Genomic DNA, 15,248 nt, shown 5'->3' on the forward strand with positions numbered 1-15,248 from the left:
GACCCTGTGAGAACAGGAACCATCCGGGAACGACTCCACCGGGCATGTCGCCAGTGACCAGTAAGTGAACCGCATTAGGAACGAGATCCCAAAGCAGCGTCAACCCGAGGTACGCCGTGATTGCCAGAGTCATTGCGCGGAGAATCGCCAGATGTTCCCGAGGCCGACTGCCGCCCCGACCGTCGCGAGAATAAACCCGAGCCCGGAGGACCAGCGAGCCGTAATCATAGTCCGAGATGCGTCCATTAAGGGCTTAAATGCCGGTTATCAGAGTGGTGGGACCCGTCTCGGATCATAGGTTGTCGGAACCGAAGCTTTTGTTGTTGGATACTGAGCGTCCCGTATGGCAGAGGATATCAGTCTGACCATCGAAACCGATGATCAACCGTCAGAGACACTCATCCCCGCGTTCACATACCTGGGATGGGTGGAATGATCGCCTGTAAGTATCTCATCGGAGAGCTGGAGTGTGCTCGCTGTAGGACGACGATATGACTCCAGATCCACATTTGAACTGCGGGTCCCGTCCGATCAGCCATCCGGGAAGACCCTACTCGTTGGGACTTCTCACTTGGGGATGGCGGGAGTGACGGCGGCCGACTACCTCGTCAGGCACGTCGATTCAGAGCAGATCGGGCACATATCGGCTCACAATTTTCCGGCCATAACGCCGTTTCAAAACGGGGAGCCACGACACCCCACGCGGCTCTACAACCTCGAGGGCACGGATCTGTCGGTACTGCTCGGCGAGCTGTTCGTTCCGGTGTGGGCCGCTCACTCCTTTACTAACGCTCTCATGGAGTGGGTGTCGTCCGCAGACGTCACGGAACTCGCAGTCCTCCACGGCGTCCCCTTCCCGCACGGACCGGAGGAGCACACGGTATTTCACGTTGCTACACCTCAGTACCGAGAACGGCGGTTAGCCGAGACCGATATTCAACCGCTCGAAGGCGGCTTCCTCGACGGTGTCGTTGGAGAAATTTTGGCACAAGCACTTGACCGAGACACACCGTCTGTCGGTGTCTACATCACCCCGACCCACCCGCCGGGGCCAGATATTGACGCCTCACTCTTGCTACTGGATACCATTCAGGAGATATACGAATTCACTGTTGACGAAGAAGAGTTGCGAGCGCGCTCGGAGGAACTGAAGCAGTACTATCAGGAGTTGACCCAGCGGATGGAGTCTCTCGGGGGAGGCGAGCAGTCACTCGCGTCTCGGGATTATCCTGAAGATCGGATGTTCATGTGAGAACTCGGAAAACGACCGTCGAACAGCTCAACGAATCCCCCAGATAACTCCGTCGAGGCGTTCAGGAGGACGACGTCACATGTTCAAAAACCGAACCGACGCCGGACGGCAGCTCGCAGACTTTCTCGACGATCACGATATTGATGCAGATCTCGTCGTAGCGATCCCACGCGGAGGACTCCCCGTTGGACGGGTGATCGCAGACCGTCTCCGAGTACCGTTAGATATCGTGTCGGCACGAAAGATTGGAGCGCCGCAAAATCCGGAACTCGCTGTTGGTGCTGTCGCAGCTGACGGCACAGTCTGGCTGAACGAGTTCCTGATCGCCGAGTTAGCGGTCGACGATCCGTACCTCGAAGAGCAGATCGAAGTCCAGCGCCGATCCGTATCAGAGGGGATCGAACGTTATCGCGGGGATCGATCGCCGCTTGAGTACGAGGGAAAAACTGTGCTCGTCGTCGATGACGGCGTCGCGACAGGCGCAACCACTACCGCATGTATTAGACAGATCAAGAACGCGGGCGCCGAACGCGTCATCCTGGCCGTCCCAGTCGGACCGCCCCATTCGATCGAACAGCTGCGGACGGAGGCCGACGAGGTGATCTGCGTTGAAACTCCGCCGTACTTCAGTGCTGTCGGGCAATTCTACGAGTCGTTCGATCAGGTCTCGGACGAGCAAGCAAGAGGCTATCTGAACAGCAGCGTGCGAGATGGTTGACCGTCGAACAGAGGAATAACGGTCACGAGAACCAGTTATACTTTCCAAGAGGAGCGGTTCACAGCTGTTGAAAACACTCTGACGAAAATTCTTCGCTCACGGTGATTTAATGTTTTCCTAAGCATCCAGTAGAAACATACCTCCTCATCTTTCCAGTGTGGCTCGTTCGCCGGGTCTATCCAACGCGAGTAACATATCGGACGTGCACGAGGCCGAGAAATGACCGGTAGCCCGTACCTAATCGAACCCCTTCTCTTCAGATGCGCTTTCACCTGCAGCTGCGTCAGGTCCGTGAGAGACGTTCGGCGTGTTCGTCAACCGGCTGTTAGCAGAGGGAGAATACAGATAGTACACGAGAGAGCGTAGAGCAATGAGATCACCGTGTGGATTACAACCGTTCTCACACAGATTCACTGACACACACCGTATACTCATTTACACCCCCGTCGTAAACTGATCCAGCCCTAGCGATGGTCACTCGAAATCGGTTCTCTGATCTCGTCACCCGACAACAGATCGGATTGGTTCTGGGGCCGGTACTGTTCACTGGCAGTCTCCTGTTTTCACCGTTCGATATTCCCTCGTCCGCAAATGCAGCGCTCGCAAGCACTCTCTGGATCGCCGCCTGGTGGGTAACTGAAGCGATCCCGATTCCCGCGACGAGCCTCCTTCCAATCGTTCTCTTCCCGATAACAGGTGTGGTTAGTGCCACAGGAGCGACGGCACCGTATGCCGACCCAGTTGTCTTCCTTCTCCTGGGTGGATTCCTCCTTGCACTCGGAATCGAACGCTGGGATCTCCACAGACGGATCGCACTCACCGTTGTGAGCCTCGTCGGCGTTCGAGCCGACCGCCTCCTACTTGGGTTCATGACAGCGACGGCGTTCCTCTCAATGTGGATCTCGAATTCAGCGACAGCGATGTTGATGGTACCGATTGGGATCGCCGTTATCGTTTCGGTCGGGACCGTTGATGAGCACGACCGAAAATCGACAGAGGGAGACGAAGAAGATGACCTCCTCGTCGGAGTTCGCGGGGAGCCGGTTGAACGTCCTGCGACCGGCTTTGGGTTCGCATTAATGCTCGGAATTGCGTATAGTGCATCGATCGGCGGCGTGGCGACCCTGATCGGGAGCCCTCCGAACGCCGTCTTCGCAGGCGTGGCAGAGTCCCGTCTGGACGTGCAGATCAGCTTCCTCGACTGGCTCGTGTTCGCAGGGCCGCTTTCTATCGTGTTCCTGTTCGTCGCGTGGCTGTTGCTGGTGAAACTCCTCCGACCGGAGATTCCGATCGAACAAGGTGCTGAAGACGTCATTCGAACACAACGTGAAGAACTCGGGGGCATCTCTCGCGGCGAACGACGAATGTTAGCGGTCTTCACGCTCGTCGCAGCGGGATGGCTCCTCCGGCCATTCGTCCTCCAACCGCTGTTCCCAGCAATCACAGATACAGTCGTTGCCATCGTTGGCGGAGTACTCCTGTTCGTCGTTCCCGTTGACTACGAAGCTCGTGAGTTTCTGCTCGACTGGAGCGATGTGACCCGTTTGCCGTGGGGCGTGCTCCTACTCCTCGGGGGAGGGTTTTCACTGGCAAACGCGTTTCGAGAGAGTGGACTGGACACCGTCATCGCGGAAGGTTTCGCCGACGTTGCGGGAGTTCCACTGGTCGTGCTCGTTCTTGTGATCGCCATAGTCGTGGTATTCCTCACGGAAGTCACCTCAAACACGGCGACAGCGACGGTTTTTATGCCGATTATGATCAGCCTCGGGATAACCCTCGGCGAGTCGCCGCTTATGCTGATGGCGACCGCAGCGCTCGCGGCCTCAATGGCGTTTATGCTCCCGGTAGCGACACCGCCCAACGCGGTCGTTTTCGGCAGCGGCTACGTAACGATTCCCCAGATGTCGCGCATCGGCCTGTGGTTGAACCTGCTCGGCATTATCGCAATCATCGTACTCACGTACCTGTGGCTGCCAATTGCCTTCGCAACCGCGGGATAGAGACAATACTGAATGACACTAATCAAGAGCTGTGACGGAGGAGTACTCACGAAACCGCGTCTACACAGTCTGGGGTTCAGCAACTCAATTGAATGTGTTCTTTCGCGAGGTCCAACGGAGAACCACCTCATTTTCAAACTGTTAACTCACTTCGACCCATCGGCCGCGAAAACGTTATCATAGGCCCACGCCGTCTAGTGAAATTGTTCATGAATTGATAACTCTGAGAATCCACTCGCTCTACCGCTAATGAATGAGGTCAATTTTTGTGATATGTCCAATATGTATTGAAATATGTTTGAGGGCCACTCGCAGAGCCGTCTTCGTCGGCGGTTCGGAGCACTTCCGGCACTGCTGGCCACTCCCATGGCTGTGTTGCTGGCTGCGGCACTCGTGTTTGGAGCGACGACAGTGACGAATCGGTCCCCTGTAGATCCACTCGCTCCGACCGCGTTGTTGGTCTTCGTCGTCGCCGTTCCGCTGCTTGCGGGTCTTGCGTCGGTCGGTGCTTGGCGAAATAACCGTCGCTTGCAGTGGGGCGCAACTGGTGGACTCTTGGTGTTGGGAATGGTCCCATACGGAGTTGCAGTCGAAGTCGTGCTGGTCGGGATACTCGTCCTCCTAGGCCTGTTAAACACGGTTTCTGATCGCCGATGGTACGATGGGTGGCTGGCTCTCGTATTGCTCATTCCGTTATGGACGGTTGGTTCACTCATGATCGTCTATACTCCCGGTCACAGCGGGGTCATGGTTGCCGTCGGGGCAGCGATCATCTTCGGGGCAACGCTGTCGGTCGTTGCCGTAAGCACCGGAGTTCTCGGGGAACCATCTGAAACGATTGCCAGCCAATCTCAAGACCCCGACAACGGACCACTGCTTGGATGGGCGTTTTCCGGGATTGCACATGGACCTGAGTGGCGACTTACATGGATTGCAATCGCACTTCTATCGGTTACTGTCACAGTATTTCACTTTCTCGGCCTCGCGTGGCGGATCTATACGCGCTACTGGTTTTGGGACGTGATGACCCACACCCTATCCGGATTCGGTGTCGCCGGTATTATCTATCTTCTACGACCTTCAGCGTTCGGTAACACGAGGCGACTGTTCCTTTTACTTCCAGCGCTCGTGTTCACCATCGGAGCAATGTTTGAGGTATACGAATACGTCTATCGCGAGTTCTACATCCGCTGGAGCTTCGAACAATACCTCAGTGACACACTCGAAGATCTCGCATACGACACGCTCGGCGCGGTGTTGTTTTCGTGCTTTCCGTATACGCGTTTGGTCGGAACAGGTGATTAACGCTGGCTCTGTTGAAGTCCTCCACAAGTAATCTATTTGAGCACCTATTTGCTTAGTACAGCTGAACTACAGAACGATACTCAGAGTTCACATAGCGGAGAAATATCTTATATTCCTATTTTTTCTTAGATGCTGTAGGTGAGAGGCTTGGGACAAATCGTCGTAACACATACACAATAGCGGATGTTGTAATCCCTGTTGGTGTACCATACACGATCGCTGTCCCCACGCCGGTCAAAAGTCCATAGTCGGGTTGAGGCTGATTAAAAGAGATGACACTGTACAGTGTATAGCCGCTCATGATGATGACGGCGACAGCAATACCCACTAATATTCCGTCGTTTCGATATGTATGTATCCCTGCCAGAATAACCGCTGATACTGTGACTCCAAGTGGACTCATAAGTAAACTAGATGAATTTCCCATCTCGAAATCCCCAGTCAAATAGAGTTGACCGAAGAACAAGGTCATAAGAATGACCGAGTACCCAAGATACCGAAGCGATAGTTTCAACGACTTCCCGAGAAGAAACGATTCTAACCGCGAATCCATACATATTGATAGTTCACTGGTTGTATAAGTTTTTCATCTAGAAAGTTCGCGGGAAATCAGGCATATTGATAGTAGGGGCTCTGTTGGAATCTTCAGCAGTTAATATTTTCACACTCTCAATCGCTCAGTACAGGGAAAACGCCATACCGCTCACGATCACGGATGCCGGAAGATCAACTGAAATACTCCTAATACTGCACTCCCAAAAAAACAGACTGCAGCGATAACTGCCGGAGTACCTCCATCACCCTGAATAATCATCACTAGCATGCCTCCTCCGGCGATGATCATAGCTACGGTGGCCAAGATAACTCGTTTATCTGATTCGCCCGAACTTTTCATATATTCATTTCCTGTCAATTGCTTAAAACTCTTGTTCAATAAGCATAGCTACCTAACGGCGATTTCAGTAGAAGACCGTCGAATAAATAGAATTTCAACGGGTCTCCACTAGTGTAGTTCTTCGACGAGCGTAGCAACCGCCTCGTCGACGAGATCGCTGTCAAGGCGACCTTGCCAGAAGTCGATATCCTCGTGGTCGATTGATTGGACTCCCCACGGGACAATCCGACTCTCATCCGGGATCCCACCACGAAGCCAACTCTCACCAGGAATGTCGATCAGGCCGTCCATCCAGGATTTCGACGTCAACGTGAGCGCGATATACTGCTCGCCGTGGTACGGACGGCCTTCATGATTCGAGAGAATGAGCCAGGGCCGAGCATCTTCCTCGCCTTTGAACGGATCATCTCCGTAGACGACGTCGCCACGTTCGAAAATCGGTCGCTCTACGTCGGTCACTGTTCGTCCTCGACGCTCGGATGCGGTTCCTCGGGTGCGTGTTCGCGCCAAGACTCCTTGTCCTCAGTACCGAGTCGCTGGTTGAACAGGGCGGTCGCTCGTTCGTACCCGCTGTAGCCGTCGAGTCGCTCTGTGTCGTCGGTTATCGCCCAGTACGTCGCTTTGTGTTCGACGAGATCGCGGTCCTTCAGTCTCGAGAGCGCAGTGCTGACCGCGCCCTCATCGAGACCGATCTGAGAGGCGATTTCGCGGGCCTTGAACGCGCGATCATCGTTGGCGGCGAGAAATCCGAGGACCTGATCCGGGACGGAAAGTTCCTCGAGTTCGTCCTCGCTCGTCTTCTCGAAGGTATCTCGGTCGATGGACATCGTTGAGCAGAAATACGGTGTCAACCGTAATGAGAGTTAGGTGTGAAAGCGGCGAAAATGCTGAAGGGGATACTTCCGGACGTCCTCAACCATCCGTGTCATCGCGTTTGTGCCGTAGTGCTCTGGGTGACAGGCGGTTCCCGTTTCGGACTCGAACTGCGCTCCGAGGTGATCGTCGACGACGACCGCGAGGCTCCCGGCGGCGAGCGCCGCGAGGACCGACCGTCGGGAAGCCGATTGCGTGTGTTCTTCAGCTACCAGCGGCATATAAACTACGCTCGTTACTATCTTGTAGGAAGTAATTCATTGAAGTAACGTTATTGGCGTGAGTCACGCTATTTGCGGTCGAGTTCGGTTCCGATATCGATTCGAGAAGGGTGCTATCCGGCGCTCGCGGTCCCGAGAGTGCCCTCGTAGCCTATTGGTTCAGATCGATTTCGGCGGTACCGTCGGCGTGCGAGCGTCGGCGCTTCCGGCCGACCTGGTCCATCGTCCGTTCGGCGAGCTCTCGGAAGGCCTGCGCCGGTTCCGAGTCGCCGTCGGAGACGGTGGGCGGTATCTCCGTCGATTTCGATGTCGCCGACGAGGCCAAGCGAGACGATGTCGTCGTCAAGGACCGGATCCTCGACTCGGGTGAGCGCGTTATGAAGGGCCTCCATTATTAGATCACGCGGTTAGACTGAGAGGCGGACAGTTGTGGTTCGCGAGCGTCGACTGGTCTCGTGGGCGTCGCTTTCGACGAGCGACGCCGTCGTGGAGCGTCTCAAACTCGAAGCCGAGCTTCGGGTCTGCCAACGTCCGGCAGCCGCCATGGTCTCGACACATATTGACCAATTATAACTCGATCACCCAAGATATCCTCCCGTATATTACAGGTATTTAAATTCCATCACCAAATGCTGATGCTACACAGCCGTACCGGGCGACGTGAGTGTGTCCTGCGAGCAGACACCGCGCGGCGCGAGCGTCATGTTCGGGAAACCGACGGCCCGCAAGATTCTATAAGAATATTTAATGACCCACATAATTCACCGGATCTAGTTTGCTCTGTTCGGTCTATTGTAATAGCATAGATTTACCCATGGTCACGAACGACGCGGGCGACGGCGGGTACACGGTCTTGATAGAGACCGATCCGGGTGTCGACGTCGCGGCCGTGTTAGGGTCTATTGCGGATCTCGACGTCGACGGGGTACGGGTCCGTGACGTCCGTGACGAGGGTCAGTCGACGGTCTCGATCGATCCTGAGGAGTTGACCGAGGTACAGCGTCAGACGTTGCTTCGGGCAGTGGAAGCCGGGTACTACGCCGAACCGCGGGAGGCGACACTCACGGACCTCTCGACTGAGTTTGATGTGTCCAAATCCGCGGTTTCACAACGCCTTCACGGAGCTGAGGCGACAATGGTTCGGCGGGTAGTGGAGGAGATAGCTCGCGAAGAGCCGCTGGATTCGACGATTGCGTGTGGTCGGAGGGAATGACCGGTTGAATCGGCCGAACCGATCGGGACGGTATCACCACGTCGTGAAAACGCTCGGTTCGATTTTTACGTCCACTCTCCGGAGGTGTGTGTATGTCCGATGCTGTCGAAGACACCGACGAACTCCCGTCAACGGCGGGGGATCTCGCGGCCGAATTCCCCGAGGTGTGGGACGAGTACGCCGCTTTGGGCAAAGCCTGTTCGGAAGCCGGCCCGATCGAGGGCGAGGAGAAACGACTCGTCAAACTGGCGCTGGCGGCCGGCGCCGGGTCGGAGGGGGCCGTCCACTCGCACGTCCGGCGAGCGCTCGAGGAGGGTGTCGATCCCGAGGCGCTGCGGCACGTCGCCCTGCTGGCCGTACCGACGATCGGGTTTCCGAAAGCGGTGGCAGCGCTGACGTGGATCGACGACATCGTCGAACGGAGAGAGTGACGGCACGGAAGAGACCCCGCCGCCTCTACGTCGAGTTAAGACTGTCTGCGTCCGGTGCGATCGCCTGTCCCGTCGAGGTCTACGGCTGAGACGCCGACCGGATCGGCCGACAGTCTTCCGACGGAGAGTGTCACACGGAAACGGCGCGCGATCACGACGACGAGACGGAAATGGGCTCGGCTGACGCCGAGATCCGTCACTCGAAAACCGAGATCACTTCTGAGTGTTCGTGCCCGATTTGCTTCGACTACGACTGCATACCGAAGATCACAGAGGTCACCGAGGAGGCTGTTGTCATTCAGGCGTTTCTCCCGGACCGGGACCGCCTCTCCGCGCTGTTAGACGATCTCAGAGAGGAGACGGACGACCTCTCGTTGCGCCGTCTCACCCGGATCGACTCCGCCGACGGCGATCGGTCGAACCGCATCACCCCCGACCTCTCCACGCTGACCGAGACCGAACGGGAGACGGCCGCGATGGCGGTCTCGTCGGGCTACTACGAGACGCCGCGGGAGACGAGAGTCGGTGAACTCGCTGCGGACCTGGACATCACGAAGTCGGCGATGTCGCAGCGGCTGAGCCCGGCCGAGCCAAAACTCGCGCTCGCCGCCTTCAGGTAAGCCGTTCGGCTCTCGAGAGTCATCGACGTGAGGAGATAAGACGTGTGAAATACCAAGGAGGTATTCTGTCTGCGCCAATGTATAACAATTGTTCGATAATAATCCTTGGAGTATATAAGATACTGTAATATAAAGCGCGAGTTGCATCGGGGACTAATTACATAATACAAATAGAGCCATGAGTGACCCACAGCAACCGAGACTGACCCCGATCGATGAGTGGGAAGATGAAGCTGAAGCGATGCTAGACGACGTCGAGTATGACACCGATCTCGGAGTACAGATGGCTCGCGACGCGATTCGGGTCTCAAATGGAGAGCTGACTGACGCCGAGTTCCACGAAAGATACCACGAAGCGGTGCTGGAAGAGTTCGGCGAGGACGAACGCCCGACGAAGCCGGAGGGGTTCGAGGATGACTGACGGAGAAGCCTACAGACGGGACGTACTGAAGGCCGGTGGAGCCGCTGCCGCCCTCGGAGTTGGGGGTAGCGGGTTTCTCAAGACGCTGGTCGAGAGTGAAGACGATAAGCTGTCGAATTCCGGGATCGAGAACTTTGTCGGTCAAAACGACGTTGTCCAGACCGTCTGTTCACCCAACTGCAGAGGGAAGTGTCCGATCGACGTTCACGTCCGTGACGGTCAGGTGAAGAAGATCGAACCACATCCACCCGAAGACGAACAGTACAAGCGAGCCTGCGTGCTCGGACTGTCGCACACGCAACGCGTGTACGATCCGACGCGACTGAAGTATCCGATGAAGCGGGCAGGCTGGTCGCCCGACGACCCCAATCCCCAGGGACGCGGTCCGGACGCCGAGTTCGAGCGCGTCTCGTGGGACGAGGCACTCGACCTCGTCGGCGAAAAAATGCAGTCGTTGAAAACCGAGTACGGCGCAGAGAGCGTCCTCTTCCACGAGGGATCGGGGAACTACGGCCAGACGGGGAAATCGTTCAAGCGCCTCGCCTCGCTCTTCGGCGCGACCCAGTCTGCATGGGGCATCGACAGCAACGTCGGCCGCGGGTTCAACCGCGTCACCGGCACCGGCTTTTTCCTCCCACCGACGAACGAAGCCGAAGACTGGGAGAACGCCAACACCATCATCATCTGGGGGGCGGACACGTTCGCCAGTCAGTTCCAGATGGACGCCTCGAAGGTCCTCGACGCGGTCGAGAACGGGGCGAAGCTCGTCGTCGTCGACCCAGTGTACACGACGACGGCGTCGAAAGCGGACCTGTGGCTCCCCGTCGAGCCCGGCAAAGACGTGCATCTCGCACTCGCGATGATGCACACCGTCTTCGAGGACGAGACGTACGACGAGGACTTCCTCCGGACACGGACGACCGCCCCTGCGCTGATCCGTAAGGACACGGGAGAGTTGCTCAAGGCGAGCGACGTCTTCGGAGACGGCGGCGAACAACAGGTCGTCGCCGTCGAGCAGGGCAGCAACAGCCCGGTTGCCCTCGAACCCGAAACCGGCGGCGCGTACGCGCTCTTCGGAGAGTTCACCGTCGACGGCATCCAGTGTGAGACGGCACTGACGAGACTTCGAGACCACGTAGCGGACTACGCACCCGAGAAGGTCGCCGAGAAGGTGGGTGTCGATGCCGAGAACATCCGCACCGCGATCAGGTGGCTTGCGACCCGCGGCCCCGGTGGCATCGCCCCGAGTTACGCGATCGGGCGGTACAAACACGGCCACATCTTCGGGCAGGCGTACGCGATGCTGATGGGGCTGACCGGCGACTACGGTCGGCACGGGAACATCCACGCGGAACACTCCGGTGGCGCAACGCTCGCTGCCGGTGACTGGGCCGCTCCGGACGACGCCGACCCCGGACCGTCGTTGTACTTCCCCGATTACCCCGACGCGATGATCGACGGCGACCCACACGAGATCAGAGCCGTCTACTCCATCGAGTCGAATATGATGGGTAACCAGTTCCCCGACCGACAGCGGTTCAGAGAGGCCATCAGTAGCCTCGAACTGTTCGTGGTCGCAGACATGCACCACACGGACACGGTCCAGAACGCCGACATCATCTTCCCGGTTCCCCACTGGTTCGAGCAGGAAGACATCGTCTCTGGCTGGGGGTCTCATCCACACCTCGGGTACCGACGCAAGGTACAGGAACCACTGTGGGAGACGAAAGACGACTACTACGCGATCCGCGGGCTCGCAGAGCGTCTCGGATTCGGTGACCGATTCCCCGAATCGAAACGCGACCTGCTCCGGGAACTCGCCAGCCGGGACGACGCCATCGACTTCGACACGCTGTTCGAGCAGGGGACCCAGAAGAAAGAGAGCGTCCCGATCGTCAAGTACACCGACGAGTTCCCCACGGAAACGGGACGCATCAAGATGTACGACGACGACGCCCCGAGCGAAGAGGGCGTCACGTTCGACGTCCCGCGTCCGCTCGAAGATCGGACGGCCGATGACCACGAGAAGGCCGACGACTACCCGCTGATGTTTATGCAAAAGCACAGCCGGTTCCGCATCCACTCGCAGTACGAGATGCTGAACTGGGTGCGCGAAATCAACCCCGAGCCGCAGTTGGACATCCATCCGCAGGACGCCAAGGCACGGGGTATCGAGGACGGCGATTACGTCAGGGTACACAACGACCGCGGCGAAATGGTCCTGAAGGCGAAGTACAACGAGGGGTTCCAGCCGGGGCTAGTCAACACCGACCAGGGCTGGTGGTCCCGTGATTACGTCCAGGGCCACCACAACGACCTCACGCACAACGAGGTGAGCGAAGTCGGACAGACGATGGCGTTCTATGACGTGCGCGTCGAAGTCGAGCCAGCCCCCGACGACGTCGAGACGGACAAGTACGAGGCAAACGATCCGCGCGGCGCTGGTGCCGAAGCACCGCCTGCGGGAGGTGACTGACGATGACAAACTACGGGCTCGTAATCGACCAGGAGCGGTGTATCGGATGTCAAGCGTGCGCAGTGTCGTGTAAACAGGAGAACAACGTTCCGATGGGGCAGTTCTGGAACCGCGTGCTCACCGAGGGCGGCGAGAAGATGGACACCCCGTCGGGCGGCTACCCCGAAGACGGCGGGAGCGGGTCACTGGACATGCAGTACCAGCCGACGGCGTGTCAACACTGCGAGAACGCGCCGTGTGTGAAGGTCTGTCCGGTCAACGCGACGTACACCCGCGACGACGGCATCGTCGAGATCGACTACGACAAGTGTATCGGCTGTCGCTACTGCATGGCGGCGTGTCCGTACAACGCTCGAGTATTCAACTGGGACGAACCGGAACACATGCCAGAGGGGGGGACGGGCGACGTAGAGGAGCGGCCACAGGGCGTCGTCGAGAAGTGTACGTTCTGTAGCCACCGCGTCGACGAGGGCCTCGATCCGGCCTGTGTCGTCAACTGTCCGGCCGACGCCCGTATCTTCGGTGACCTCGACGACGAGAGCAGCACCGTCTCAAAGTACATCGACAAGTACGAGACGGACCAGCTGCTCGAAGATCGCGGGACGGACCCGAAGACGCACTACATCAGCGGTGAGATGAGTCCCGGACGCCCACAGACGTCGGACAAGATGGAGAGCGAACTCGACGATGTCTCGCCGTGGTCTGACGGCGACGACGTGCCGTCTGACGGAGACGACAGTGCCGGTGGTGAGTCGAGTGGTGGCCACCATTCGGTCAGCGGCGACGAAGTTCCACGCGTCCCGTCCGTGAAATCAGGAGGTGACGACTGATGGCTGAGAAGACCGAGTCGTCGCGAGTTGCGATCCCGTCCTTCAGCGGAAAGGGCAAGCTTTGGATCGGCCTGCTCGTCGTGCTCATGGCCGCTGGGCTCGCTGCGTGGGGGTATCAGCTCACGATGGGACTAATTGCCACGGGAATGCGCAACGTCTTCTCGTGGGGACTGTACATTATGATGTTCGTCCTGTTCGTGGGGCTGTCGGCAGGCGGACTCATCATCAGTAGTGCGCCGAAGTTCTTCCATTCGCACCGCTACGAGGGATTCGCCCGGCTCGGTGTGCTGGTCAGTCTCGCGTGTATCATCGTCGCGGGACTGCTCATCTTGCCGGACATCGGCCGTCCGGGGCGGATTTACCAGTTTTTCACCTCCCCAGACTTGCGGTCACCGATGGTGTGGGACTTCGGTGTCGTCCTACTGTACGGACTCCTCAACCTCTGGTACCTGTGGCTCTTGACCCGCCGTGACCTGGCTGCACGCGGGTCGTCCCTGGCGCTCGGCGTCAAAGACACCGAAGCGGGTCGCGAGCGTGATCGAACGCTTATGTTCTGGACGGCGGCAGTCGCGCTTCCAACTGCGGTCGCACTCCACTCGGTGACAGGATGGATATTCGCGACGCAGATCGGCCGTGGTGACTGGTTCAGCCCGCTCGTCGCTCCGGTGTTCATCGCGAAAGCACTCGTCTCCGGGCTCGGCCTGCTGCTGATCGTGTCGGTTCTCGCGGACAGGTACACGAACTTCGAGGTCGACCGAGAGGAACTCACGAGTCTCGGCAAGATCCTCGGAATCTTCCTCGCGTTCCACGTGGTGTACCTCTTAGCGGCCGAGCGACTACCACACGCTTGGGCGGATCACTTCGAGTTCTGGGCCATTATGAGTAACTTCCTCATCGGGGACTCGGTGTACTTCTGGCTGTGGACGGTCGTCGGTGGTGCGGTCCCACTCGCTATGCTGGCACTCCCGTCCCTCCGAAAGCGCGTGTCAGTCATCTTCACGGCGAGCGTGCTCGCAGTCGTCGGTACGATGTTCGAAGGGATCCGCCTCGTATTCACGGGGTACGAGGTCGCCAACATCGACTCCGCGCCCGGTATCTCGCTCGGCGGCGAGTACACGGGCATTACGACCAATATCTGGGCGACTGCAGGGGCATACACCCCGACAGTCGTTGAGATTGCTGTCACCCTCGGTATCATCGCCTTCGGGGCACTCATCGTCACGCTCGGTCTGAAGTACGTGCCGATCCAGCGAGTCGACGCAGAGCCATCCTACGCAGCCGACGGCGGCAAACAAGACCAATGACCGAACAAACTGACGCACCGACCGAGCGTGAGCGATCAGCCGAACGAACCGCCGAAAGCGATACGCTCCAGTCGGACGCAGCGGCGATGTACGCAGTCCTCGCCGAGTGTTGGCGGGAGCCCAGCCACCGGCTCGTCAAGGCCGTCGAAGCCGGTGAGTTAGAACCGGTGTTCGGTGACCTCGACTCGGTAGACCTCAAGAGCCTTCGAACCGAACACACACGACTGTTCATCGGCCCGGCAGGACCACCATGTCCGCCATACGAGAGTGTCTACCGCGATCGCAACGATCCTGACGAACTGGGGCCAGTCAAGGGACCGGCCACAATGGCGGTCACGCGCTGGTATCGAGAGTTCGGCGTCCAGCCTGCTCAGGACCATCCGGACCTTCCGGACCATATCGCGACGGAATTAGAGTTTGCCGCGTACCTGTCAGAAGAAGGGCTCGATGAGCGGCTCGACCAGTTCTGTGACGAACACCTCAACGCTTGGACTGGAGAATTCTTGGGACTTGTTGAGGACGAGACGTGTGAACAGTTCTATGAATCGCTGGCAGCGACAACCCGAGAGGTGTTAGGATAACAGAATCACTCGGCTTACGAAGTTGATGGTGTCTCAGCGGTTGAACTCGATCGAGTCGAAACTCGCGCTCGCCGCCTGTCAGTGAGCTGTTCCCCTCTTGAGAGAGCC

Annotated in this window: 17 protein-coding genes; 12 read left to right on the plus strand and 5 right to left on the minus strand. The window is 58.1% G+C overall.

Annotated elements, in window-relative coordinates; translation table 11 throughout:
- Window positions 1-129: 129 nt before the first annotated feature.
- The gene (locus tag FGL94_RS18985) at window positions 130-246 is read right to left on the minus strand and encodes a hypothetical protein (RefSeq protein WP_394348600.1); all 117 of its coding nucleotides are present in this window, start codon (window positions 244-246) and stop codon (window positions 130-132) included.
- Between the two features lie 223 nt (window positions 247-469).
- Between FGL94_RS18985 and FGL94_RS14410 the strand changes: the two genes are divergently transcribed.
- From FGL94_RS14410 to FGL94_RS14425, 4 genes are all read left to right on the plus strand, one after another.
- Window positions 470-1,252: a proteasome assembly chaperone family protein gene (locus FGL94_RS14410; RefSeq protein ID WP_345775944.1), complete on the plus strand. Its 783-nt coding sequence runs from the start codon at window positions 470-472 to the stop codon at window positions 1,250-1,252.
- Window positions 1,253-1,331: 79 nt separating this feature from the next.
- On the plus strand, window positions 1,332-1,970 hold the full coding sequence (locus tag FGL94_RS14415; protein ID WP_144926721.1) for a phosphoribosyltransferase: 639 nt from the start codon (window positions 1,332-1,334) through the stop codon (window positions 1,968-1,970).
- Window positions 1,971-2,440: 470 nt separating this feature from the next.
- Window positions 2,441-3,970, plus strand: a complete 1,530-nt coding sequence (locus FGL94_RS14420) for an SLC13 family permease (RefSeq protein WP_144926724.1) — start codon at window positions 2,441-2,443, stop codon at window positions 3,968-3,970.
- A 294-nt stretch (window positions 3,971-4,264) separates the two neighbouring features.
- On the plus strand, window positions 4,265-5,275 hold the full coding sequence (locus FGL94_RS14425; protein WP_144926727.1) for a hypothetical protein: 1,011 nt from the start codon (window positions 4,265-4,267) through the stop codon (window positions 5,273-5,275).
- 1,003 nt (window positions 5,276-6,278) lie between these two features.
- Here the strand turns inward: FGL94_RS14425 and FGL94_RS14430 are convergent.
- The 4 genes from FGL94_RS14430 to FGL94_RS14445 all read right to left on the minus strand — a co-directional run bounded on the left by FGL94_RS14430 (window position 6,279) and on the right by FGL94_RS14445 (window position 7,656).
- A complete protein-coding gene (locus tag FGL94_RS14430; protein ID WP_144926730.1) occupies window positions 6,279-6,629 on the minus strand; it encodes a type II toxin-antitoxin system PemK/MazF family toxin in 351 nt (116 codons plus the stop codon).
- Entirely contained in the window at window positions 6,626-6,997 is a 372-nt protein-coding gene (locus tag FGL94_RS14435; RefSeq protein ID WP_094530790.1) for a MarR family transcriptional regulator, read from the minus strand. Before FGL94_RS14435 ends, FGL94_RS14430 begins: the two co-directional genes overlap by 4 nt.
- A gap of 36 nt (window positions 6,998-7,033) precedes the next feature.
- Window positions 7,034-7,264 carry a hypothetical protein gene (locus FGL94_RS18665; protein WP_241659196.1) on the minus strand — a complete coding sequence of 77 codons (231 nt, stop codon included), beginning with the start codon at window positions 7,262-7,264 and terminating at the stop codon, window positions 7,034-7,036.
- A 113-nt stretch (window positions 7,265-7,377) separates the two neighbouring features.
- Entirely contained in the window at window positions 7,378-7,656 is a 279-nt protein-coding gene (locus FGL94_RS14445) for an iron-sulfur cluster assembly protein (protein WP_144926735.1), read from the minus strand.
- A 422-nt stretch (window positions 7,657-8,078) separates the two neighbouring features.
- On the opposite strand from FGL94_RS14445, the gene FGL94_RS14450 reads away from it, so the two are divergent.
- The 8 genes from FGL94_RS14450 to FGL94_RS14485 all read left to right on the plus strand — a co-directional run bounded on the left by FGL94_RS14450 (window position 8,079) and on the right by FGL94_RS14485 (window position 15,140).
- A complete protein-coding gene (locus tag FGL94_RS14450) occupies window positions 8,079-8,477 on the plus strand; it encodes a helix-turn-helix domain-containing protein (RefSeq protein WP_144926738.1) in 399 nt (132 codons plus the stop codon).
- 92 nt (window positions 8,478-8,569) lie between these two features.
- Window positions 8,570-8,908 (plus strand): carboxymuconolactone decarboxylase family protein, encoded by a 339-nt coding sequence (locus FGL94_RS14455; protein WP_144926741.1) that lies wholly within the window; start codon window positions 8,570-8,572, stop codon window positions 8,906-8,908.
- 170 nt (window positions 8,909-9,078) lie between these two features.
- On the plus strand, window positions 9,079-9,528 hold the full coding sequence (locus FGL94_RS14460) for a helix-turn-helix domain-containing protein (RefSeq protein ID WP_241659198.1): 450 nt from the start codon (window positions 9,079-9,081) through the stop codon (window positions 9,526-9,528).
- Between the two features lie 178 nt (window positions 9,529-9,706).
- Entirely contained in the window at window positions 9,707-9,949 is a 243-nt protein-coding gene (locus tag FGL94_RS14465; protein WP_144926744.1) for a 4Fe-4S ferredoxin N-terminal domain-containing protein, read from the plus strand.
- Complete coding sequence (locus FGL94_RS14470; RefSeq protein ID WP_144926747.1) at window positions 9,942-12,425, plus strand: molybdopterin-dependent oxidoreductase; 2,484 nt, start codon at window positions 9,942-9,944, stop codon at window positions 12,423-12,425. Before FGL94_RS14465 ends, FGL94_RS14470 begins: the two co-directional genes overlap by 8 nt.
- A 2-nt stretch (window positions 12,426-12,427) precedes the next feature.
- Window positions 12,428-13,255, plus strand: a complete 828-nt coding sequence (gene dsrO / locus FGL94_RS14475; RefSeq protein ID WP_144926749.1) for a sulfate reduction electron transfer complex DsrMKJOP subunit DsrO — start codon at window positions 12,428-12,430, stop codon at window positions 13,253-13,255.
- Complete coding sequence (gene nrfD, locus FGL94_RS14480) at window positions 13,255-14,559, plus strand: NrfD/PsrC family molybdoenzyme membrane anchor subunit (RefSeq protein ID WP_144926752.1); 1,305 nt, start codon at window positions 13,255-13,257, stop codon at window positions 14,557-14,559. Before dsrO ends, nrfD begins: the two co-directional genes overlap by 1 nt.
- Window positions 14,556-15,140, plus strand: a complete 585-nt coding sequence (locus FGL94_RS14485; protein ID WP_144926753.1) for a molecular chaperone TorD family protein — start codon at window positions 14,556-14,558, stop codon at window positions 15,138-15,140. The genes nrfD and FGL94_RS14485 overlap by 4 nt, the downstream gene beginning before the upstream one ends.
- Window positions 15,141-15,248: the final 108 nt, after the last annotated feature.

It is taken from the genome of Halorubrum salsamenti (assembly GCF_007671685.1).
GTDB lineage: Archaea > Halobacteriota > Halobacteria > Halobacteriales > Haloferacaceae > Halorubrum > Halorubrum salsamenti.

Bases quoted from the DNA above. Each gene is read 5' to 3' on its own strand.
- FGL94_RS18985 (WP_394348600.1), bottom strand. From the start codon at position 246: ATGGACGCATCTCGGACTATGATTACGGCTCGCTGGTCCTCCGGGCTC.
- FGL94_RS14460 (WP_241659198.1), top strand. From the start codon at position 9,079: ATGGGCTCGGCTGACGCCGAGATCCGTCACTCGAAAACCGAGATCACT.
- FGL94_RS18665 (WP_241659196.1), bottom strand. From the start codon at position 7,264: ATGCCGCTGGTAGCTGAAGAACACACGCAATCGGCTTCCCGACGGTCG.
- FGL94_RS14435 (WP_094530790.1), bottom strand. From the start codon at position 6,997: ATGTCCATCGACCGAGATACCTTCGAGAAGACGAGCGAGGACGAACTC.
- FGL94_RS14415 (WP_144926721.1), top strand. From the start codon at position 1,332: ATGTTCAAAAACCGAACCGACGCCGGACGGCAGCTCGCAGACTTTCTC.
- FGL94_RS14470 (WP_144926747.1), top strand. From the start codon at position 9,942: ATGACTGACGGAGAAGCCTACAGACGGGACGTACTGAAGGCCGGTGGA.
- nrfD (WP_144926752.1), top strand. From the start codon at position 13,255: ATGGCTGAGAAGACCGAGTCGTCGCGAGTTGCGATCCCGTCCTTCAGC.
- FGL94_RS14420 (WP_144926724.1), top strand. From the start codon at position 2,441: ATGGTCACTCGAAATCGGTTCTCTGATCTCGTCACCCGACAACAGATC.
- FGL94_RS14425 (WP_144926727.1), top strand. From the start codon at position 4,265: ATGTTTGAGGGCCACTCGCAGAGCCGTCTTCGTCGGCGGTTCGGAGCA.
- dsrO (WP_144926749.1), top strand. From the start codon at position 12,428: ATGACAAACTACGGGCTCGTAATCGACCAGGAGCGGTGTATCGGATGT.
- FGL94_RS14485 (WP_144926753.1), top strand. From the start codon at position 14,556: ATGACCGAACAAACTGACGCACCGACCGAGCGTGAGCGATCAGCCGAA.
- FGL94_RS14450 (WP_144926738.1), top strand. From the start codon at position 8,079: ATGGTCACGAACGACGCGGGCGACGGCGGGTACACGGTCTTGATAGAG.
- FGL94_RS14455 (WP_144926741.1), top strand. From the start codon at position 8,570: ATGTCCGATGCTGTCGAAGACACCGACGAACTCCCGTCAACGGCGGGG.
- FGL94_RS14445 (WP_144926735.1), bottom strand. From the start codon at position 7,656: ATGGAGGCCCTTCATAACGCGCTCACCCGAGTCGAGGATCCGGTCCTT.
- FGL94_RS14465 (WP_144926744.1), top strand. From the start codon at position 9,707: ATGAGTGACCCACAGCAACCGAGACTGACCCCGATCGATGAGTGGGAA.